Annotated in this window: 18 protein-coding genes and 1 pseudogene; 5 read left to right on the plus strand and 14 right to left on the minus strand. The window is 62.9% G+C overall.

The features are described from left to right. Nucleotides 1-6 precede the first annotated feature (6 nt). Nucleotides 7-1,230 (plus strand): bifunctional alpha/beta hydrolase/OsmC family protein, encoded by a 1,224-nt coding sequence (locus UP09_RS13415; RefSeq protein ID WP_044538756.1) that lies wholly within the window; start codon nucleotides 7-9, stop codon nucleotides 1,228-1,230. Between the two features lie 171 nt (nucleotides 1,231-1,401). On the opposite strand, the pseudogene UP09_RS37580 reads toward UP09_RS13415, so the two are convergent. Both UP09_RS37580 and UP09_RS37585 read right to left on the minus strand, forming a co-directional pair. Next, nucleotides 1,402-1,509, minus strand: a pseudogene (locus UP09_RS37580) (IS5/IS1182 family transposase); the annotation flags it as partial. 267 nt (nucleotides 1,510-1,776) lie between these two features. Continuing rightward, on the minus strand, nucleotides 1,777-2,034 hold the full coding sequence (locus tag UP09_RS37585; protein WP_156164584.1) for a hypothetical protein: 258 nt from the start codon (nucleotides 2,032-2,034) through the stop codon (nucleotides 1,777-1,779). Nucleotides 2,035-3,057: 1,023 nt separating this feature from the next. Between UP09_RS37585 and UP09_RS13425 the strand changes: the two genes are divergently transcribed. Genes UP09_RS13425 through UP09_RS13435 form a run of 3 tightly spaced genes read left to right on the plus strand, consistent with a single transcriptional unit; the run spans nucleotide 3,058 to nucleotide 8,302 of the window. Beyond that, nucleotides 3,058-6,666 (plus strand): GAF domain-containing protein, encoded by a 3,609-nt coding sequence (locus UP09_RS13425; protein WP_197082665.1) that lies wholly within the window; start codon nucleotides 3,058-3,060, stop codon nucleotides 6,664-6,666. Then, nucleotides 6,663-7,052, plus strand: coding sequence for a response regulator (locus UP09_RS13430; protein WP_044538672.1), 390 nt, complete (start codon nucleotides 6,663-6,665; stop codon nucleotides 7,050-7,052). Before UP09_RS13425 ends, UP09_RS13430 begins: the two co-directional genes overlap by 4 nt. Then, a complete protein-coding gene (locus UP09_RS13435; protein ID WP_044538673.1) occupies nucleotides 7,049-8,302 on the plus strand; it encodes an adenylate/guanylate cyclase domain-containing protein in 1,254 nt (417 codons plus the stop codon). Before UP09_RS13430 ends, UP09_RS13435 begins: the two co-directional genes overlap by 4 nt. Before the next feature lie 171 nt (nucleotides 8,303-8,473). On the opposite strand, the gene pdxR is transcribed toward UP09_RS13435, so the two are convergent. Then, nucleotides 8,474-9,940, minus strand: a complete 1,467-nt coding sequence (pdxR, locus tag UP09_RS13440; protein WP_044538759.1) for a MocR-like pyridoxine biosynthesis transcription factor PdxR — start codon at nucleotides 9,938-9,940, stop codon at nucleotides 8,474-8,476. A gap of 65 nt (nucleotides 9,941-10,005) precedes the next feature. Here pdxR and UP09_RS13445 point away from each other — a divergent pair, with 65 nt between their 5' ends. Further along, nucleotides 10,006-10,932, plus strand: a complete 927-nt coding sequence (locus UP09_RS13445; protein ID WP_044538674.1) for a DMT family transporter — start codon at nucleotides 10,006-10,008, stop codon at nucleotides 10,930-10,932. Between the two features lie 4 nt (nucleotides 10,933-10,936). Here UP09_RS13445 and UP09_RS13450 read toward each other — a convergent pair whose 3' ends face one another. The 11 genes from UP09_RS13450 to paaX all read right to left on the minus strand — a co-directional run bounded on the left by UP09_RS13450 (nucleotide 10,937) and on the right by paaX (nucleotide 21,388). After that, nucleotides 10,937-11,992, minus strand: coding sequence for a YeeE/YedE family protein (locus UP09_RS13450; RefSeq protein WP_044538675.1), 1,056 nt, complete (start codon nucleotides 11,990-11,992; stop codon nucleotides 10,937-10,939). Nucleotides 11,993-12,010: 18 nt separating this feature from the next. Next, nucleotides 12,011-13,021 carry a quinone oxidoreductase family protein gene (locus tag UP09_RS13455; protein WP_044538760.1) on the minus strand — a complete coding sequence of 337 codons (1,011 nt, stop codon included), beginning with the start codon at nucleotides 13,019-13,021 and terminating at the stop codon, nucleotides 12,011-12,013. Between the two features lie 161 nt (nucleotides 13,022-13,182). Further along, nucleotides 13,183-14,613 carry an indoleacetamide hydrolase gene (iaaH, locus tag UP09_RS13460; RefSeq protein WP_044538676.1) on the minus strand — a complete coding sequence of 477 codons (1,431 nt, stop codon included), beginning with the start codon at nucleotides 14,611-14,613 and terminating at the stop codon, nucleotides 13,183-13,185. Nucleotides 14,614-14,648: 35 nt separating this feature from the next. Beyond that, nucleotides 14,649-15,980, minus strand: coding sequence for a phenylacetate--CoA ligase PaaK (gene paaK / locus UP09_RS13465; RefSeq protein ID WP_044538678.1), 1,332 nt, complete (start codon nucleotides 15,978-15,980; stop codon nucleotides 14,649-14,651). Nucleotides 15,981-15,999: 19 nt separating this feature from the next. After that, nucleotides 16,000-16,470 (minus strand): hydroxyphenylacetyl-CoA thioesterase PaaI, encoded by a 471-nt coding sequence (gene paaI, locus UP09_RS13470; protein ID WP_044538679.1) that lies wholly within the window; start codon nucleotides 16,468-16,470, stop codon nucleotides 16,000-16,002. Between the two features lie 173 nt (nucleotides 16,471-16,643). After that, nucleotides 16,644-17,720 carry a 1,2-phenylacetyl-CoA epoxidase subunit PaaE gene (paaE, locus tag UP09_RS13475; protein WP_044538680.1) on the minus strand — a complete coding sequence of 359 codons (1,077 nt, stop codon included), beginning with the start codon at nucleotides 17,718-17,720 and terminating at the stop codon, nucleotides 16,644-16,646. A gap of 2 nt (nucleotides 17,721-17,722) precedes the next feature. Next, nucleotides 17,723-18,226 carry a 1,2-phenylacetyl-CoA epoxidase subunit PaaD gene (gene paaD, locus UP09_RS13480; RefSeq protein ID WP_044538681.1) on the minus strand — a complete coding sequence of 168 codons (504 nt, stop codon included), beginning with the start codon at nucleotides 18,224-18,226 and terminating at the stop codon, nucleotides 17,723-17,725. Continuing rightward, nucleotides 18,220-18,996, minus strand: coding sequence for a 1,2-phenylacetyl-CoA epoxidase subunit PaaC (gene paaC, locus UP09_RS13485; protein WP_044538682.1), 777 nt, complete (start codon nucleotides 18,994-18,996; stop codon nucleotides 18,220-18,222). The genes paaD and paaC overlap by 7 nt, the downstream gene beginning before the upstream one ends. A 153-nt stretch (nucleotides 18,997-19,149) precedes the next feature. Then, nucleotides 19,150-19,437, minus strand: a complete 288-nt coding sequence (paaB, locus tag UP09_RS13490) for a 1,2-phenylacetyl-CoA epoxidase subunit PaaB (protein WP_044538683.1) — start codon at nucleotides 19,435-19,437, stop codon at nucleotides 19,150-19,152. 12 nt (nucleotides 19,438-19,449) lie between these two features. Beyond that, nucleotides 19,450-20,442 (minus strand): 1,2-phenylacetyl-CoA epoxidase subunit PaaA, encoded by a 993-nt coding sequence (paaA, locus tag UP09_RS13495; RefSeq protein ID WP_044538685.1) that lies wholly within the window; start codon nucleotides 20,440-20,442, stop codon nucleotides 19,450-19,452. 76 nt (nucleotides 20,443-20,518) lie between these two features. Continuing rightward, nucleotides 20,519-21,388, minus strand: a complete 870-nt coding sequence (gene paaX, locus UP09_RS13500; RefSeq protein WP_044538686.1) for a phenylacetic acid degradation operon negative regulatory protein PaaX — start codon at nucleotides 21,386-21,388, stop codon at nucleotides 20,519-20,521. Nucleotides 21,389-21,483 lie beyond the last annotated feature (95 nt).

A 21,483-nucleotide genomic window follows, 5' to 3' on the forward strand; every position in this document is an offset into this window, starting at 1 on the left:
CCCGCCGTGCCGCATGAACGCTTTCAATTCACGGGTACGGGCGGCCATCAGCTTGCCGCCGCGCTCGATACGCCCGATGGCCCGGTCAAGGCCTACGCGCTGTTCGCGCACTGCTTCACCTGCGGCAAGGACGTTCTGGCGGCAAAGCGTATCGCGGTGGCGCTCGCGGCCAAGGGCATCGCGACGTTGCGGTTTGATTTCACCGGCCTCGGCTCCAGCGAGGGCGATTTCGCCAATTCGACCTTCTCGTCGAACGTCGCCGATCTCGTCCGCGCCGCGGATCATCTGCGCGAGACGCGGCAGGCGCCCGCGATCCTGATCGGCCACAGCCTCGGCGGCGCCGCGATCCTCGCGGCCGCCGGGAAGATCCCCGAGGCGAAGGCGGTCGTCACCGTCTCCGCGCCGTCCGATCCCGCCCATGTCACGCATCTGTTCAAGGACAAGGTCGACGACATCCGCGCGCAGGGTGAGGTGGAGGTGTCGCTCGCCGGCCGTCCGTTCCGCATCAAGCGCGAACTGCTCGACGATGTCGCCGAGCAGAATCTGACGGCGCAGGTGACCAAGCTGCACAAGGCCCTGCTGGTCATGCATTCGCCGACCGACGATACCGTCGGCATCGACAACGCCACGCATATCTTCGTCGCGGCCAAACATCCCAAGAGCTTCGTCTCGCTTGCGGGCGCCGATCACCTGCTGAGCGGCAAAGAGGATGCGGCCTATGTCGCCGACGTGATCGGCGCCTGGGTCGAGCGCTATGTCGATCTCGCGGCACCGCAGCCAGTGGCAAACACAAGCGCCGCGCCGCGCAACGTCGTGGTGCAGGAGACCCGTAACAGCAAATTGCAGCAGATCGTCACGTCAGGCCCACATCACCTGCTCGCCGACGAACCAGTCTCGGTCGGCGGCCAGGATAGCGGCCCCGGTCCTTACGATTTCCTGCTGACCGCGCTCGGCGCCTGCACCTCGATGACGATGCGGATGTATGCCGACCGCAAATCACTGCCGGTCGAGCGCATCACCGTGACGCTTCAGCACAACAAGATCTATGCGAAGGATTGCGAGGAGTGCGAGACGCGGGAGGGCATGCTGGACCAGATCGACCGCGTCATCAAAATCGAGGGTGCGCTCGACGCCGATCAGCGCAAGCGGCTGATGGAAATCGCCGACAAATGCCCCGTGCACAAGACGCTGACGTCGGAGGTGCGGATCGTGACCAAGGCGGCGGAGTAAACGGCCGCCGCTGGCGCGCGCTGCCAAAATATCGAAAACAACCCCATGCAAAGTAGCTGGCGGCTGCCGGCGTTCGATCAGGCAACTTGACACGCCGGGCAACTCAGGGGTATTCTTCCAATATTCCGAAATCGTGTACCCGACTCGCCCGCACTAGGGCGTGGACTCAAAGATGCCGTTCAGGACGCGCCGGTCGTCAACACGGGGAATGCCACGCGGCTTGTTAGGCAGAAACGACCGGATGGCAGCCCATTCAAAGTCCGTGAGTTCATACCGCATGATTCGAGGCCCCGGTTTGGACGCTTGAATCACGTCCAACCCGATGCCTTCAACCGGCAAAACCGGAGGACTGGTACTTCCGAGATTATCCCGTAAGCGGACATAATCCCGGACATGCCAAAATCGACGCGACCGACCCAAAGCAGACTTCGAACCTCTAAAAATCAAAGCTTGTGGGGTTTGTGAATTCGGCGCGTCAGGTGCTGTCGTCATCGGGCGAAGCCCGTTTTCTGAAAAACGGTATGCTTTGAAATCACCTGCACGCCGTCAACGAATGTTGAGCTCTTTTTGCCGTTTAGCGGCGCGCCATACTAAATAAAAAATACGCAGTCCGACCAGGAAGCCAGTAGAGACCAATATTGCAAAAAAAACATCTCCAGGCGACTTTGAGTCGTTCCAACTCCCGATCGTGAAGAAAAGGAAGAAAGGCGCGGTCATTGAGTTAATAATGATCACCCGTTTCAAGAATGATTTTGATTTGGTCCGTGCCGTGCGTTCGACATACCCCTTTTCAAACCCCAACATTACATCACTCCGACGCGGCTCGGTTAAGCCGCGAGAAGGGCTTGCTGCTCCCGCAGGTAGCGTAACGATCTAAGATTACGATCCGCCGAAAGCGCTATGTTGAAGTTGCATGGTATCGTTTACGAGTAGTTAGAGGATCGATTAGTCCGTGGCTCCTACAAAATGTCGGTTTTAGATGCTCGACCGCTATTGGCAATTTGAGACATGCCCGGCCGGTCCGACGATGTCCGTTCCTCGGGGTAGACCGGAAGCTACCGACACAGGGTCAAAGCGACGCGATTGACCCAGAGCGGAAGTCACATCGCTTCAATCCAAAATTGAGCATTCGGCGCGTTATTGGTTGACGCAATTAGCCCATACAACCTAGCGACAGTGGGCGACGAGGCGCGAGTATGACTGAACCCAATATGACAATGCGATAGACATTTTGGGGCCATCGATCTGAAAGGCGGCAATGAGCGTGGCGTGGATTGTAGTCATAGCTTTTATTGCATTTATTGCATTGTACTTCTGGAGTGGGAAGCGAGCACGCGAAAAGAGCGCTGAGCGTGTGGCCTCGGGACAGTTGCAATCACCCCTTCACAAGGCAGCGTACGCATTGGAACTCGTCCTTTTGAGTTTTCTTATGTGCGGCGGGAACGTCGATGAGAACCATACCGCAATAGTAGTCTTCATTTTTATCGTTTTTCCGCTAATCATTGTCGCGTTACGTCTGCTGAGCTGAACTTTAAAATGGCACTACCCATACGTCTAGCTGGCTGACGCCGAGCGTAGTCGTGGTAGGGGACATCGGCCTTTGGCCCTTCTGAGACATGCCTAACGGCCGTAACGATGTCCGCTTCCGAGCAAAGACCGGACGTGCCTGCCCGCCGGTGCGAGGTCTCAGTTTGACCCTTGACGGACATTTCGATCGATTTTGAGCCCAACCACCCTTGGCTGAGGTCGGGCCGTCATGCTTTGATGTATCAGGAGCGAAATCGAGGTGGCGCCCAGCGTCCCGCCTGATAATTTGGAATATTCATTGTGACGGATAACGTTGCCGGCGATCCCCAGCAGGTCATTGCTGATCTCCAGCGCAGGCTTGATGCGTCGATTGCGCAGCAAACCGCTACCGCTGACGTGCTCAAGATCATCAGCCGCTCGACTTTCGATCTCCAAATTGTTCTCGAAACGCTGATAAAGTCCGCAGTGGGGATAAGTGGTGCCAATCGGGGCTCGATCTTCCTTCGCGAAGGCGACCTCTTCCCGCTGAAGGCGGCGTCCAGCACCACACCCGAATTCCTGCAATATTGGGCGGCTAATCCGCCGAGAGCGGGCCGTGGTTCGGCGACCTCACGCGTCATCGGATCGGGAAAGGTCGAAGTTATTCCTGACGTTCTCGAGGACCCGGACATGGAGATGCCGGCCGGTTCCCTGATCAGAATTCGCGCGACGCTGGGCGTGCCAATGCTAAGGAACGACAAGGTCGAAGGCGTGCTGGTGCTGACGCGTCCCGAGCCCGGGCCCTTCACCAAAAGCCAGATCGATCTGGTAGAAACCTTTGCCGACCAGGCAATGATTGCCATCGAAAACGCTCGGCTGTTCAACGAGACGCAGGAGGCATTGGAACGGCAGACCGCGACGTCAGATATCCTCAAGATGATCGCAAGCTCGCCCTCCGACGTGCAACCGGTCTTCGAATCGATCGTGAAGAGCGCGGCAACGCTGTTCGCACCATGCTCGGCGACGATTACAACGCTGAAAGACGGCCAACTTCACTGGAATGCGAGCGCTGAGCTGGTCGCAACCTTCGACCACGACCGTGCCAGCGCCATGTATCCCATTCCGTTCGATGCGGAGCGCTCGCCGTCGGCGCGCGCCCTTGTGACGCGACGAATCGTTGAAATTCCGGATATCACGGATCCTGAAACGCCCGACTTCACCAAACGGATCGGCATCGCGGGCGGTTTCCGATCGATCACCTTCGTGCCGCTCATCAGTCAAGCGAGCGGCATCGGCACGATCATCCTCACCCACCCGGAGGCGGGCTTCAGACTCTCGGAAAGGCAGCTCGAACTGCTGCAGACCTTCGCCGACCAGGCCGTGATCGCGATCGAGAACGCTCGCCTGTTCGACGAGGTACAGACGAAGACGGCCGGCTTGCAAGAGTCCCTACGGCATCAGACCGCGACGTCCGAGGTGCTCACGGTCATCAGCCGCTCGCCCGGTGAACTCAATCCCGTGTTCCAAACGATCTTGGCCAACGCGACCAATATCTGTGATGCCCAATTCGGTCTGTTAGTCCTCTATGAAGACGGCGGCTTCCGTTGCGCCTCCATGTTCAATCTGCCACCGGCGTTCGCGGAAACCTTTTCGCGCAATCCTGTCATCTACCCGCCGCCCATTGATCCGTTAGGACGGCTGATTGCGACCCAGCAACTCGTTCACGTCGTCGACGTTAAAGAGGAGCCGGCCTACCTTACCAACTTCCCTCCGATTGTGGAGTTGGTCGAGTTGGGCGGTGCTCGCACGCTGCTGCTCGTACCGATGTTGAGAGAAAAAAGCCTTGTCGGCGTGATCGCTATCTTCCGGCAGACCGTTCACGCCTTCTCCGATAAGCAGATTGATCTGGTGACAAGCTTCGGCAGCCAGGCCGTGATCGCCATCGAGAATGCCCGCCTGCTCAACGAATTGCGCGAGCGCACCGACGATCTCAGTGAATCCCTGCAGCATCAGACTGCGACTTCCGAGGTGTTGCAGGTCATCAGCCGCTCGCCCGGTGAACTGGATCCGGTGTTCCATACCATCCTGGCCAGCGCGACCACGATCTGTGACGCCCAATTCGGCAATTTGTTTCTTTGTGAAGATAAAGGCTTTCGTTGCGCTTCGGTGTTCAACCTGCCGCCGGCCTTTGCGGAATCCTTTTCCCGCCATCCCGTCATCTTCCCGCCGCCGACCGACCCTCTGGGCCGGGTCGTTCTGACCCGGCGGATCGTCCAGGTCCCGGATGTCAGGCGAGAGCCGGACTACCTGGCGGGCTTCCCGCCGATCGTAGAACTGGCTGAACTCGGCGGTGCCCGGACCGTTCTGCTGGTGCCGATGTTGAAGGAGGACCGCCTTGCTGGTGTGATTGCGATTTTCCGGCAGACCGTTCACCCGTTTTCCGACAAGCAGATTGATCTGGTGACGAGCTTCGCCAGTCAGGCGGTGATCGCCATCGAGAACGCCCGCCTGCTCAACGAATTGCGTGAGCGCACCGACGATCTCAGTGAATCGCTGCAGCAGCAGACCGCGACCGCCGACGTGCTGAAAGTCATCAGCCGCTCAGCGTTCGACCTGAAATCGGTGCTCACCACACTGACCGATTCCGCGAAATCGCTGTGCGGCGCATCGCTCGGAATCATATGCCTGCGCGAAGGCGAGGTGATGCGGCTGCAGGCCGAATCGGGCTGCACGCCGGCCTTTGTCGATTTCATGCAGGCCAACCCGATCAGGCCGGGTCGTGAAACGATCACCGGCCGGGTCTTCATGGACGGCAAGCCGGTTCACGTCGCCGATGTGCAACTCGATCCCGAATATAATTTTGGTCAGGCTCCAACGATCGGCGCCTACCGGGCGGTGCTCGCGGTGCCGCTGATGCGCGACGGCGCGGTCGAAGGCGTGCTGTTGCTTGGAAGACCGGAGCCCGGACCGTTCAGCCAGCGCCAGATTGACCTCGTACAGACCTTTGCCGACCAGGCTGTCATTGCCATCGAGAACGTGCGTTTGTTCGAACAAGTACAGGCGCGCACCAAGGAGCTCTCGCTCTCGCTCGAAGACCTGCGCACCGCGCAGGATCGCCTGGTGCAGACCGAGAAGCTGGCTTCGCTAGGCCAGCTCACCGCCGGCATCGCCCACGAGATCAAGAATCCGCTCAACTTCGTCAACAATTTCTCGGCGCTCTCGACCGAGTTGATCGACGAGTTGAACGATTTGCTCAAGGCGGCCGCGCTCGACGGCAAGGTGCGGGAGGAGGTCGACGAGCTCACGCAGATGCTGAAGGGCAATCTCGAAAGAGTGGTGCAGCACGGCAAGCGCGCCGATTCGATCGTCAAGAACATGCTGTTGCATTCGCGCGAAGGGTCGGGCGAACACCGCCCCGCCGACATCAATGCGATCGTCGAGGAGAGCCTGAATCTGGCCTATCACGGTGCGCGGGCCGAGCGTTCCGGCTTCAATATCACGTTGCAGCGGGATTTCGATCCCGGTGCCGGCATGATCGACCTTTATCCGCAGGAAATCACGCGGGTGTTTCTCAATCTGATTTCAAACGGCTTTTATGCCGCCGCCAAACGCAAGGAAACGGGCGACGTGAGTTTTGAGCCGACGCTGAGCGCGACCACCAAAAGCCTCGGCAACAAGGTCGAAATCCGGATTCGCGACAACGGCACCGGAATCCCACTGGAGGTGAAGGAGAAGATGTTCAATCCCTTCTTCACCACCAAACCGGCGGGCGAGGGCACCGGACTTGGCCTGTCAATGAGCCACGACATCGTGGTGAAACAACATGGCGGCAAGATTGACGTCGATACCATACCCGGCGAATTTACCGAATTTATTATTACGCTGCCGCGAACCGCGGCGGTACAGTCGCAGGCTGGAGGCGCAAATTGAGCGTTTATATCCTTGTCGTCGATGACGAGCCCGACGTTGAAGCATTGTTCCGTCAGCAGTTCCGCCGTGACCTGAAATCCGGGCGCTTCACCATGGAGTTTGCTCCATCAGCGCCTGACGCGTTGCTCCGGGCCGCCGAGATCAGCGATCCGTCGCTGATCCTGATCCTGTCCGACATCAATATGCCCGGCATGAGCGGGCTGGAGATGCTGCCGAAGGTGCGCGCGGAGCGGCCCGACGTTCCCGTCATCATGATTACCGCCTATGGCGACGCGGAAACACGCCGCAAGGCCATCGAACGCGGCGCGATAGGGCTGCTGACCAAACCGATCGACTTCTCGCTGTTGCGTCACGAGATAGACACCCGTCTTGGGCAGGCCGCATGACCGCCACCATCCTGGTTGTCGACGACGAGCCCGATCTTGAGGCTTTGGTGCTGCAGAAATTTCGCAAGCAAATTCGTGACGGCGCGGTGGCGTTTGTATTCGCGCACGATGGCATCGAGGCACTGCAGTCGATCGCGGACCATCCGCAGGTCGACATGGTGGTCTCCGACATCAACATGCCGCGGATGGACGGTCTGTCGTTGCTGCAGAAACTGCAGGAGGCTGAGGACAGGAAATCGACCATCATCGTTTCCGCTTATGGCGACATGAGCAACATCCGTACCGCGATGAATCGGGGTGCGTTCGATTTTCTGACCAAGCCGATCGATTTCGGCGATCTCGAAATGACCATCGACAAGACCATCCGTCACGTCGAAATGATGCGCGAAGCACGCCGCCGCCAGGCGGAAGCCGAGCGCGCGCACGCGTCGCTTTCGCGATATTTTTCGCCGCAGATCGCCTCCCGGCTCGCGGCCGTCAGCGAAAGTAACGGTATGGAAGTGCAATGGCGCGAGGTCGCGACCATCTTTACCGACATCACCGGTTTCACATCGCTGGTGGAAACCGCAGCACCCGGAGTGCTGGGCGCGTTGCTCAACGAATATGTCGGCGGCATGACCGATGTTGTCTTTGCGCATGAGGGCACGGTTGCAAAGATCATCGGCGATGCGATCCAGATCCTCTTCAACGCACCGGGAGACCAGCCGGATTATGCGGCGCGCGCCATTGCCTGCGCTCATGGTCTGGATATCTGGGCCGAGGAATTCCGCGGGCGGTGGCAGGCCAAGGGTGTGAATTTCGGTACAACCCGCGTCGGCGTTCACGCCGGCCCCGCGCTGGTGGGTAATTTCGGAGGTAGCCGCTTCTTCGACTACACCGCCTATGGCGACACCATCAACACCGCGGCGCGGCTTGAGGCTGCCAACAAATTTCTCGGCACGCGTATTTGCGTCAGTGCGGCGGTCGCCGACGGCGCCAAGGCCTTTCGCGGCAGACCGGTCGGCGATCTGATGTTGCGCGGGCGCAGTGAACCACTGCGGGCTTACGAGCCGCTGTCGGAGGCTGCGTTCGAGGGGGCCGCCACGGCGCAGTATCGCGATGCCTTCGCTAAACTGGAGGCCGGAGACGCCACGGCGATGCCGGCCTTTGCGGCATTGGTCGGGTTGCATTCCAGCGACGCACTTGCGGGCTTTCATTTGCGACGGCTGTTGAACGGAGCCAAAAGCGCGCGCATTCAATTGGAGCAATAGCGCGGCGAGAGCCATGGAAATTTGACCATCCGCCCCGCGCTGACAAGGTAGACATGGCAATGTCCGCTCCTGGGCCCTTTTCGGACATGGGGCCATGTCCGACACGAGTCCGTTATCGGCACCAAAGCGGACGTCCGCCGGCCGCTCCAAGTTTATGGGTTCACGCCCTAGCTAGCCGCGGACCGCGCGCTTGCCGGCCAGCGCGTTCGCCATGATCCGGACCGCGGCGCCGATCTCGGCCTCGCGCCAGGCGGCGAAGCCGAGCAGCAGGCCATGGTCGCGAGGCCGCTCCACGGCGAGGCTCGACAGCGCACGCACCTCGACGCCGGCGGCGCCGAGCCGGCTCACGACGTCGCGATCGGTGGTGCCATGTTTCAGGCGGGCGACCAGTTGCATCCCGCCAGGCGGGACCTCGGCCACCAGCACCTCGCTCAGATGCCGTGTCAGCGCCGCGGCGAGATGGTCCCGGCGCGAGCGGTAGATGCGCCGCGTGCGCCTGATATGCGCCAGGAAATGTCCGTCCGCCATGAAACTGGCCAGCGCCTCCTGGACATGCACGGAGGCGATCAGCCCGAGATGCCGCTGCGCGATCTCCATCGTTCGCGCCAGCGACGCTGGCACCACCAGATAACCGAGACGGATATCGGCGGTCATCGCCTTGGCGAAGGTGCCGACATAGAGCACGCGCCCTTCCCGATCGAGCCCCTGCAGTGCCGGCATCGGCCGGCTGTCGTAGTGAAACTCGCCATCGTAATCGTCCTCGACGATCCAGGTCTTGCCGGGCTCGGCGGCCGTCAGCAGCTCGGTGCGGCGGGCCACCGGCATCACGCGGCCGGTCGGATGCTGATGCGAGGGCGTCGTGAAGATCAGTTTTGGCGGCCGCGCCTCGCGCATCCGCATCATGCCGCAATTGTCCAGCCTGACGCCGACGACGTTGGCGCCGGCCGCGCGAAACGCTGCCGCGGCACCGGGATATCCGGGGTCCTCGGTCCACACCGCATCGCCAGGCACGATCGCGGTCGCGGCGATCAGCGTCAGCGCCGCCTGTGCCGTCGGGAGGATCAGGATCTGGTCTGCCTCGGCGCGCACGCCGCGGTTGACCTCGAGGTAGTCACGCAAGGCTTCACGCAAACTGGGCCGGTTGATCACGGTCTGCTCGTTGAAGCGACGGCGCAGCGCGCTGCGGCGCAGGCAGCGCGCCCAGATCTCATGCGGAAATTCGCGCGCATCGGCGAGCCCGGGACGCAGCGGCCGGAAATCCGCCTGATAGGACAGCGGCCAGTCGGTGTCCGACAGCCGCAAAGCCCAGGGTGACAGCGACGGCTTACGCACCGCTTCGCGTCGCGGCGCAGGAGCTGTCTTAGACGCTGCCTTGGCGAACCGCTCGCCGATATCATCAGCCACCACCGGGCGACGCCGCGCGGCGACGCGCAAATAGCCTTCGGCCGCGAGTTGCTCATAGGCATGCGTCACGGTGTTGCGCGAGACATCGAGCTCGGCCGAAAGACTGCGGCTCGACGGCAGCACGGCGCCGCTCCTGATCCGGCCGCCCGCCATCAGCGCACGGAGCTGATGCGTCAGTTGCCCAACCAGCCCGGCATCGTCCGTCCGCTTCAGCGCGAGCAATTCTGCGAGGATCAATCTGGCTCTCTCTATCTATCTTGTCTGGCTCTTTTGAGAGAGCCAGAACGATCCTATTCAGAATGGGTATCACCCGCAAGGATTCTGCCGTGAACCAGTCCCTGTCATCTGCCAAGGCCACCGCCCTGTTCATCGTCGTGGTGCTGGCCTGGGGCATCAACTGGTCGGTGACGAAATCGCTGGTCCAGGCCGTCCCGCCGCTGTGGACCGCGGCGATCCGGAGCTGGATCGCCCTGGCCGCGCTGCTGGTCATCCTGCGCGCCAGCGGCAACCTGATTATTCCTGATATCGCCGACGTCCCGGTCGTGCTCAGCGTCGCGCTGCTGCACATGACGTTCTTTTCGGTCCTGGTCGCCGCCGGCCTGCGTTACCTGCCGGCGAGCAAGGGCATCGTGCTCGGCTACACCACGCCGCTCTGGGTCGCACTCGCCGCCGGCGCTGTGCGGTCCGAACGGCTCGGCCTGCTGAAACTCGCGGGCGTCGCATCGGGGCTGGCCGGTCTCTGCGTGATCCTCAACCCGGCATCGCTGGACTGGAGCAACCTGCACGTCATTGCCGGCGCCGGCATGATCATCCTCGCCGCGATCTGCTGGGCGGCCAACATCATCTACATCCGCTCCCACCGCTGGATCGCGACCCCGCTGCAGTTGCTGCTGTGGCAGGTGCTCGTCGCCACGCTGGTGCTGACGCCGATGGCGTTGGCGATCGAGGGCGTGCCCGAGGTGACCTGGTCACCCCACCTCGCGCTGTTGTTTCTCTATTCCGGTTTCATCGGCACGGCGCTGGCCTATTGGGCGATGTCGATGGTCAACAAGAGCTTGCCGGCGCTGACGACGTCGCTGGGCACGACCGGGACGCCGATCGTCGGCATCGTAACGGCGGCGCTGCTGCTTGGCGAACCGATCGACCTGTCGCTGGCGGTAGCAGCGGCGCTGATCGTCGGCGGCATCGCGCTCAGCTCGCTGGCCGATGCGCCATCGCGCGCGTGATTTTTCAGCTTGCCGCGAGTGGGCGAACCCGGAGCGCGCCACGCAGGCCAGCGGCGGCGCCGAGCATGATGCCGGCGACCGCGACAAAGGATGCCAGCGACAGCGTCGACAGGCCGGTCAGCCCCTGGCCGATCGAGCAGCCGAACGCCATCACGCCGCCCGCGCCCATCAGCGCCGCGCCGCCGGCGGAACGCAGCATGTGCCACGGCGAATGATAGCCCTCGAGGCGGAAGCGCCCGGTGGCGAGCGCCGTGACCAGGCTGCCGGCGAACACGCCGAACACCGTGACGATGCCGAAATTGAGCGTCGAGCCCGTCGACAGCATCACATATTGCAGCGAGTCCGCGATCGGCGCGACGAAGGTCAGCGAGGTCACCGGCGTCGGGTTGAAATCATCGGCGCCGAGAAAGCCAGTCGCATACCAGCCGGCGGCCACGAGCAGGCCGACGATCAGGCCGGCCAGGATCTGGCCGAACGATTTCCGGAACGGCGCATGCGCAAGGGCAAAGATGATTAGTGCTGCGGCAAGCACCGACGCCGCAGCCATCCGCGCGTGCGCGGCGCTGAGACCGAAGGCCGCAAGCAGCGCAGGCGCCGAATTGGCCGCCAGCGTCACTTGCGACACCTGCACCATCGCGATCCGCGCCGGCGCAATCAGGCCCTTCAGCGTCATCTCGGCGAAGATGCCGAGCACGATCACGACCACAAACGAACGGAGATTGCCGCGGCCGAGCAGCACCAGTGCGCGCGAGCCGCAGCCGTTCGACAGCACCATGCCGTAACCGAACAGCAGGCCGCCGAGGAACATCACCGGCGCCGAAAATGACGGCTGCAAATAGATCGACTTGCCGAGATCGACGATTCCAGCGGCTGCAAGGAGCTGCGAGGCTGCAATCCCGACACCCATCGCCAACGCAAAGGTGCGCACCAACCGGCGATCGCCTTGCGCCCACCAGCCGCGCAGGCTGCTCATCATGCAGAAGCCGCTGAGCAGCCCGACCGAGCCGTAGATCAGGCCGATAACGAGGGCAGAGATGATGACGATGGTGACGGAATCCATGTGGCTGCCCTTCGCTCCCTATGGCCGCAGGATCACGCGGTCGCGCGACGAGCCGGCGACCGCGACGAAGGCGGCCGTGGCCTGCGCCAGCGGATAGATGGCGCTCGGCTTGATCGGAAACGGCTTGAGATGCCGGCTGGCAAATCCTGGCGTCAGTTCGCGCAGCACCGCGCCGGTCGCAACCGACGACAGCCCGAGCGTGTCGATGCCGACATAGGTGTGCTGTCCGCGGTAGAATTCGAGGATGTTGAACTGCACGATGCGGTCGACCGCCGCGATCAGGATCTGGCGGCCGCGCAGCGCCAGCGACTTGTGCGCGGCCTGGAAATAGGGATCACCGACGGTGTTGAAGACGATATCGGCGCCCTTGCCGCCGGTCAGCTCGCGCACCCGGGTGGCGACATCAGTTACGGAGGCATCGATCACCTCGACCGGTGAATTGCTGTGGCCCTCATAGGGCTCGCTCTTGCGCACCACGCCGATCACGCGTGCGCCGTGCCAGCTCGCGATCTGCACCGCGGCTTGACCGACCTTGCCGTTGACGCCCATCACCAGCACAGTGTCGCCGTTTTGCGGCAATCCAGCGCGGCGCAGGCCTTCCATCGCGGTGACAAAGGGCACGCCGATCCCGGCCGCCTCCTCCCACGAAATGCTGCCGGGCTTCTCGACCACGGCGTCAGCCTCGACCAGGAGATGCGTGGCATGGGTACCGTCGCGGCGGATTCCGAGGTCGCCCGATGAGCCGAACACCTCGCGCCCGATCCAGCCCGCCGGGCCGTCGATCACGACACCCGCATAGTCGCGCCCCGGCGTGCGCGGAAACACAGCATAGGGCATCAGCCCGGTGGCGGCTTTCACATCGGACGGATTGACCGCGGCGGCCTTGACCTCGATCAGGAGGTCACTGTCGCCACGCGACAGCGCATGCCTCTCGACAACGGGCAAAATCGCTGCCGCATTCTCCGCTTTCGTCAACAGGCGCACGCACCGCGCTTCGACCGGCTGATGATGGGGGAGAACCGACGGCATGGACATTCCAGTCTTGGTCGTTTTGGCGTGACGCCACGCCCGCAAGGATCGTTGCCGCCAGGCGGCTTGGCGTCATGACTAATCGACTGACCGTTCAATTCAAGGGGCTTGTTGCGTCAAACCGCAGCGCGACGGACTTGCCGCACCGCGATGATGACGGGTCACAGTTTCGGCGGAGGTGCCGAGCCCAGGATCGCCTCGATCGACAATCCAAGCCCGAGCAATTTCGCATCGCTGCCGACGGGACCATCGATCTCGAGCCCGACCGGCAGGCCATCCGGCGTCATACCGGCATAGAGCGACAGGCCGGGAAGGCCGGCGTTGCTGGCGGGATCGGTGTTGCGGATCATGGTGCCGAAGGTTTGCGCCGGTTCGCCACCATTGACCGACATATCGCCGGAGCCGTTGGTGGCATCGATCACCGGCGCTGACGCAATCGTGGTCGGAAACAGGATCGCATCCAGACCATTGTCGCGGAGATACGCGGCGTAGGTCGCCTGCAGCGCCGGCCGCTGCACCCGGATCGCGTCGTCATAGGCGGCGCCGAAGGCGTCCGCGGTGATGGCGCCGAACGCGCCGACCACATCGGGGCTGGCGACCTTTGCTGCGATGTCGGCAAGCGTGATTCCCGTGAGCCCGGACGCTGCCAGATAGGCCGGAATATCGGCGATCGGTTCATGCAGCGCGACCACGAACGATACCTTTTCGTTCTGCTCGAACAGACTGGGCATGTCGACGTCGACCAGCACCGCGCCGGCCTCGCTCAGCCGGGCGCAGGCCACGCGGCAGACGGCCTCGACATCGCGATCCAATCCGCGCCAGAACACCGCAGGGATGCCGAGGCGGATACCCCGCAGCGGAATCGCCGATGTCAGCGACGTACCCGTGATCACGGAATCGAGCAACGCGACATCCGCCACGGTGCGGCCCATCGGACCGACGGTATCGCGGGTATGGCTGATCGGAACCACCTGATTGTCGTCGTGATAGCGCCGCTCGGCGCCCCCATTGCCGACCGACGGCCGCAGGCCGACGGTCCCGGTCAGGGCCGCGGGCACGCGGGTCGAGCCGCCGGTGTCCGATCCCAGGCCACAGGTGGCGATGCGTGCGGCGATCGCCGCCGATGTTCCGCCCGACGAGCCGCCTGGAATCCGGGTCGTGTCATACGGATTTTTCACTGCCCCTGCGAAGGCTGCGAAATTGGTGCTGGTGATGCCGAATGCGAGTTCGTGCAGATTGGTCTTGCCGATGACGACGGCGCCGGCATCGAGCAATTTCTGCAGCGACGGCGCATTCCGCGCCGGTCGCGCATGCTGCAACGCCGGCGTGCCGCCCGAGGTCGGGAGATCGGCCGTGTTGATGTTGTCCTTGACGACAACAGGCAGGCCGGCGAGTGCCCCGGTCAGTTCGCCGGCATCGACCCGGCGGGCCGCCGCGAGTGCGCCGTCCCGGTTCAGCAGGATGAATGCGTTGAGGTCCTTGAGGCGTTCGGCACGATCGAGCGCGGCCTGCACGACGCTGACCGCCGTCAGCTTCTTGTCGCGGATTGCGGCCACGATCTCCGCGGCGGTTGCTTCACTCAAATTTGCCATCGAACCCTGCGCCCTCTTGGATTGCGGGCGCGAAGCTAGGCTTTCGGCCGCTTGTCGTAAACCCGTTTCGCCTTGCCGAGCGAACGTTCTAGCGTCTCGGGGGCGACGGCGCGGACGCGGGCGGTGATACCGATCGTGTTCTTGATGAAGACCGAGACCTTTTCAGCGTGGGCGACGAGCCCGCTGCCGTCCCATATCTCAGGGCGGGCTTCGGCAAGCACGGTCATCTCGTCCATCCGGCCCTCGCGGGTCAGCTCGATGATGAAGTGACCGCCGCACCAGTCGGTCGCGAGCAACGCCTCCTCGATCTGGGTCGGAAACACATTGACGCCGCGCAGAATGATCATGTCATCGGAACGGCCAGTCACCTTTTCCATCCGCCGCATGCCGGGCCGCGCCGTGCCGGGCAACAGCCGCGTCAGGTCGCGGGTGCGGTAGCGGATGATCGGAAAGCCCTCTTTGGTCAGCGAGGTGAAGACCAACTCGCCCTTTTCGCCATCCGGCAACACCTTGCCGGTCTCGGGGTCGATCACCTCAGGGTAGAAGTGATCCTCCCAAATGTGCAGGCCGTCCTTGGTCTCCACGCATTCCTGCGCGACGCCGGGGCCCATCACCTCGGAGAGGCCATAGATGTCAGTGGCGTCCATATCAAAGGCATGCTCGATCTCGACACGCATCGCGTTGGTCCAGGGTTCGGCGCCGAAGATGCCGAACTTCAGCGACGATTTGCGTGGGTCGAGCCCCTGCTTCCTAAACTCGTCGAGGATCGCCAGCATGTAGCTCGGCGTCACCGTGATGATGTCGGGCCGGAAGTCGTTGATGAGCTGCACCTGCCGCTCGGTCATGCCGCCGGAGATCGGGATCACGGTACAGCCAAGCTTTTCGGCGCCGTAATGCGCGCCGAGACCGCCGGTGAACAGGCCATAGCCATAGGCATTATGCATCAGCATCCCGGTGCGGCCGCCGGCGGCGCGGATCGAGCGCGCCATCACATCGGACCAGACGTCGATATCGCCCTTGGTGTAGCCGACCACGATCGGTTTGCCCGTGGTGCCCGACGAAGCATGGATCCGGACCAGCTGCTCGCGTGGCACGGCGAACATGTTGAACGGATAATTGTCGCGGAGATCCGTCTTCACCGTGAACGGAAATTTCGCTAGGTCGGAGAGCTGCTTGAAATCGGATGGATGCACGCCGGCCGCGTCGAACGCCTTTTTGTAGTGCGCGACATTGTCGTAGGCGTGCTTGAGCGACCAGGCGAGCCGTCTGGTCTGCAGCGCCATCATCTCGTCGCGCGAGGCGCGCTCGGCGTCGTCGAGTTCCGCGCGGTAGCCGCTTTCCTTGACCTTCAGCTTTGCCGTCGCCATCACATGTCCCCCGAGGTCGTTATTTCTTGATGTTCGTTTCAGGCAGCCACGTGCCCGGTATCACGCGCGAATGGCCGCGGAATTCGGCGATCACGCTATCGCCAGCGGTGACGCGCACGTCGTAGATTCCGGAACGGCCGCTGCGCGAGATCTCGCGCGCGGTGGCGACCAGGCGGTCGCCGAGCTTACCCGGCCGGATGAAGGTGATGTTGCCCTGCGCCGCCACCACGCGCTCATTGTGGCTGTTGCAGGCAAAGGCGAAAGCGGAATCGGCGAGCGCGAAGATGAATCCGCCATGGCAGATGCGCTGGCCGTTGACCATGTGCGGCTGCACAATCATAGACATGACCGCCAGCCCCGGCTTGATCTCGACGAGCTCCATGCCGAGGCCCTTGCTGGCGTCGTCCTCCTTCCACATCGCCTCCGCGCAGGCGCGGGCCAAATCTTCCCGCGTCATGTCTTCGGGCGCTAGCGTGGCCTTGACGTTCACATCGAACTCCCTGTTAGCGGACCCGTTGCAAGGGCCTTTTCGTCATAGTCTTGAGCGCGGCACCAGGGTGTCAACGCTATCTAACTTCCGTCATTCCGGGGCGATGCGTAGCATCGAACCCGGAATCTCGAGGTTCCGGGTTCGCTTCGCGCCCCGGAACGACACTTCACACGTCACACGTGGTCGTAATCGACCACGACCTTCTCAGAACACGGCTTGGCCTGGCAGGTGAGAATGAATCCCGCCTTCAACTCCCACGGCTCCAGCGAATAATTCAGATCCATCTTCGCATCGCCCTCGACCAGCTTGGCGCGGCAGGTGGAGCACATGCCGCCCTTGCAGGCGAACGGAAGGTCCATGCCGGCGCGCAGCGCGGCGTCGAGGATCGATTCACCGTCGGCCACCGGCACCTCGCGGCGCTTGCCGTCGATGACCAAAGAGGCGATCGCCTTGGGCGGCGCGCCCGCTGCGACCACCGTCTTCGGCCGCGGCTTGCCGCCAAATTCCGAGACGAAGCGCTCGACATGGATCCGCTCGTCGGCGATGCCGATCTCGCGGCAGGTCGCCTCGATCGTCTCGCTCATTCCAGTCGGACCGCAAATGAAGACGTGATCGACGCTTGCGGCCGGCACCAGCGAGCGCAACAGCACCCTCACCTTGTCGCCGTCGAGCCGGCCTTGCAGGATCGGAATGTCCTGTTCCTCGCCCGAGATGACGTGGAATACCGAGAGCCGCTGCATGAAGCGATCCTTCAGTTCCTCCAGCGCCTCGCGGAACAGCATGCTCTCGGTCGAGCGGTTGCCGTAGAACAGGAAGAAGCGGCTGTCGGGCTCACGCGCCAACACGCCCTTGACGATCGAGAGGATCGGCGTGATGCCGCTGCCGGCGGCAAAGCCGACATAGACCCGGGCCTGTTCGGGTGCATGCGTGATGCCGAAGCGGCCGGTCGGCGTCATCACGTCGAGTTCGTCGCCGGCCTTCAATTCGTCCGCCGCCCAGCCCGAAAACGCGCCCCCATCGACCTTCTTCACCGCGATGCGCAGTTCGCCGTCATCAGGACCCGAGCAGATCGAATAGGAACGGCGGATCTCCTCGCCGTCCATCGTGGTTCGCAGCGTCAAATACTGGCCGGGCGTGAAGCTGTAATCGCCTTGCAAATCCCTGGGGATCGCGAAGGTCATGGAGACCGCATCCGACGCCTCGCGGCGCAGATCGTTGACGGCCAGACGGTGAAAGCGCGGGGTTGACATGGTCAATGACACTTGAAGTAGTCGAAGGGTTCGCGGCAGCTCTTGCAACGCCACAGCGCCTTGCAGGAGGTCGAGCCGAATTCAGACAGCAGTTCAGTATCACCAGAGCTGCATTGCGGGCACATCACCTGCTGTTCGCCGAACAGCGCGCGGCGGGACGAGCCCGGCAGCGGCGGCGCAATGCCGTAATCCCTCAGCTTGCGGCGGCCATCCTCGCTCATCCAGTCGGTGGTCCAGGCGGGCGAGAGCACCGTGCGGACCTTGGGCCGGTGAATGCCTTCGCGTTCCAGCGCGAGCTCGATCTCCAGCGCGATCATGTTCATCGCGGGGCAGCCGGAATAGGTCGGCGTGATCGCGACCTCGACATGGCCATCGTGGACGGCAACATCGCGCAGAACGCCGAGATCGGCGATCGTCAGCACCGGGATTTCGGGATCGACCACTTGCGCAGCCGCGCTCCAGGCGCGTCGGCGCAGGTCGGCATCGCTGATCGCAGCCGTTACCATGTTGCCCCCGGAAAGGTCCGCGGCAGCGACTGCAGCTCGCTGAGGAGATGGCCGAGATGCTCGCTGTGCCGGCCGCTACGGCCGCCCTGCTGCATCCAGTTGCTTTTCGGCAGCGACAGCGTCGCCTCGTTGACCACGCCAGTCACCGTCTTCAGCCATCGCGGCTGCAGCGCCGCCGGGTCGATCGCGATGCCGGCATCAACAAGGCCGCGCTCGCTGTCGTCGACCGCAAACATCTCACCGGTATAGGCCCAGAGATCATCGATCGCATCCTGCGCGCGGCGATGGCTCTCCTCGGTGCCGTCGCCGAGCCGGACGATCCATTCCGACGAATGCCTCAAATGATACGCCGTCTCCTTCTCCGACTTCGCCGCGATCGCGGCAAGCGTCGGATCTGATGATCCCATCATTGCGCGCCAGTACAGATCGGCAAACGCTGCGTAGAAGAACTGCCGCACCAGGGTGCGGGCGAAGTCGCCATTCGGCTGCTCCAGCAGCAGGAGATTGCGGTACTGGCGGACATCGCGCAGATAAGCGAACTTGTCTTCGTCATTGTCCTTGCCTTCAACCTTGGCGGCATAGCTGTAGAGCTCGCGGGCCTGGCCGAGCAAATCGAGGCCCATATTGGCGAGCGCCATGTCCTCTTCCATCGCGGGTGCATGGCCGCACCACTCGGAGAGCCGATGGCCGAGGATCAACGCATCGTCGGCGCGGCGCAGCGCGTAGAGCACCAGCGGCGTTTCGGAGACTTTGATGTTGGCAGCGGCCATTTGATCAACTCGCTAGTTGTTCCGTCATTGCGAGGAGCGGAGCGACGAAGCAATCCACACTTGCTTTGCGGCCCGATGGATTGCTTCGCGGAGCCTGTCATCGGGCGGGCATTCGCCCGACCCGTTGGCTCGCAATGACGAGCGGAGAGAAAGTTACATATGCCCGACTTCGTCCGGCACGTCGTAGAACGTCGGGTGACGATAGATCTTCGATTCCGACGGCTCGAACATCATGCCCTTCTCGGACGGATCGGACGCGGTGATCGCGTTCGACGGCACCACCCAGATCGACAGCCCTTCGCCGCGACGGGTGTAGATGTCGCGCGCGGCCTGCAAAGCGAGCGTCGCATCAGTCGCGTGCAGCGAGCCGACATGCTTGTGCGCGAGCCCGTTGCGGCTGCGGATGAAAACTTCCCAGAGCGGTGTGTTCGGCGTGGCCATCTCAGTGCTCCCCTATTCTGCAGCTTGCGCGAGCTTGCGGTTCTCGCGCTTCTCGGCATAGGCCATCGCGGCCTCGCGCACCCAGGCGCCCTCTTCATGCGCCTTGCGGCGTGCGGCGAGACGGTCGCGGTTGCAGGGGCCGTTACCGGCGAGCACCTGGTTGAACTCTTCCCAGTCGATCGGGCTGTATTCCCAGTTGCCGTTCGCGTTCTGCTTCATGCCGGGATCGGGAATGGTGAGCCCGAGATACTGCGCCTGCGGCACGGTGGCATCGACGAATTTCTGGCGCAACTCGTCGTTGGAGAAGCGCTTGATCTTCCACTTGGTCGAGGTGTCGCTGTGCTGGCTCGCCTTGTCGGGCGGGCCAAACATCATCAGCACCGGCCACCACCAGCGCTCCAGCGCATTCTGCGCCATCGCCTTCTGCTCTTCGGTGCCGCGGCACAGCGTCACCATGATCTCAAAGCCCTGACGCTGGTGGAACGACTCTTCCTTGCAGACGCGGATCATCGCACGCGCGTAGGGGCCGTAGGAGCAGCGGCACAGCGGGATCTGGTTCATGATCGCCGCGCCATCGACCAGCCAGCCGACCGTGCCGATGTCGGCCCAGGTCAGCGTCGGATAATTGAAGATCGAGGAATATTTCGCCTTGCCCGAGAGCATCAGGTCGACGAGCTCTTCGCGCGAGGTGCCGAGCGTCTCGGCGGCGGCGTAGAGGTAGAGGCCGTGGCCGCATTCGTCCTGCACTTTCGCAAGCAACGCAGCCTTGCGACGCAGCGATGGCGCGCGGGTGATCCAGTTGCCTTCCGGCAGCATGCCGACGATTTCGGAATGGGCGTGCTGGGAGATCTGCCGGGTCAGCGTCTTGCGATAGGCAGCAGGCATCCAGTCGTTCGCCTCGATGCGCTCGTCGTCATCGATGCGCGCCTGGAACTGCGCGGCTCGGGCAGCATCCTCGATTCCGCGATCATCGCCGTCGGATGAATTGAGCGCCTGCGTATACATGGCCGACCTCCCGGTGTGTTCTTAGGCGTAAATATATAACATTATTTTCTTAGTGCAACAAATTTCTGTAACATATTCACACACCCTCAAAGCGGCGCGAAACGGCGCCGTTGGGCTTCGGCAAGGGGCCGTCCTCGTTGGTTGCATGGTCATCAAGCCATTGTTCTGACGGCACAAGCAGCCCGCGATAAATCTCACCGCAGAGTTCCCGCGCCGCCCTGCCCGGCCAGTCCTTCGGCAACAGCTGATACGGCAGCAGCGGATCGCGCAGCACGACGCGGCGGTAGTGGTGGATCAGCAGGATCCGCGCGGTGAAGGCATCGGCATCGCTGAGCGCCTCGCCGCGGGCGATCCATCCGCGCAGCGGCTCGAACGTCTTGACGAATTTCAGATAGGCATCCGCGGTGCGATCGAGCGGCCAGCTCTCGCTGAGCAATCGCCGCCCGCTGTCGTCTTCCGCGGAGACTTCGAGACGGATCGCGCGCGCCGCCTCGTCGGGAATCGGCGCACCCGACGGCGCGACCCAGACGCCGGGCAGCGGGCTGCCGAAGCCGGCGTTCTTCAGCGCCTCGCGCGAGGCGTCGCGGTCCTCGGCATTGCCGATCAGCAGCAGCTCGAAGCGGCCGGTCCAGTCCGATGGCGGTGGATCGTAGATGTGCTTCGTCGCGGTATCGAAGGTCTGCCGGCCCTTCTTGATCAGCCGATAGAAACTGTTGCGGCCGACCTTGCTGCGCTCGAGCCAGCCATCGGCGGCGAGCCGCGACATCGCGGTGCGCACCACATTGCCGTCGATGTCGAGCAACTGGAAGAATTCCAAGAGCGTGCCGAGCCACACCGAGCCGCCGCGCGGCACGATGGCGTCACCGAACACGGTGATGATGATCGAGCCCGTGCGCGACGGCTCGCGCTTCAACTGATCGATGATGCGGGCAAGCGGCTGCGGCATGCTCCACGCATACCGCGTTTTTGGGATTCACGACAATGCGGGCTCGGTGCTTCTTCCCCTTCTCCCCGCGTGCGGGGAGAAGGTCGGGATGAGGG

Origin of the sequence: Bradyrhizobium sp. LTSP885 (genome assembly GCF_000938305.1) — a bacterium.
Taxonomy (GTDB): Bacteria; Pseudomonadota; Alphaproteobacteria; order Rhizobiales; family Xanthobacteraceae; genus Bradyrhizobium.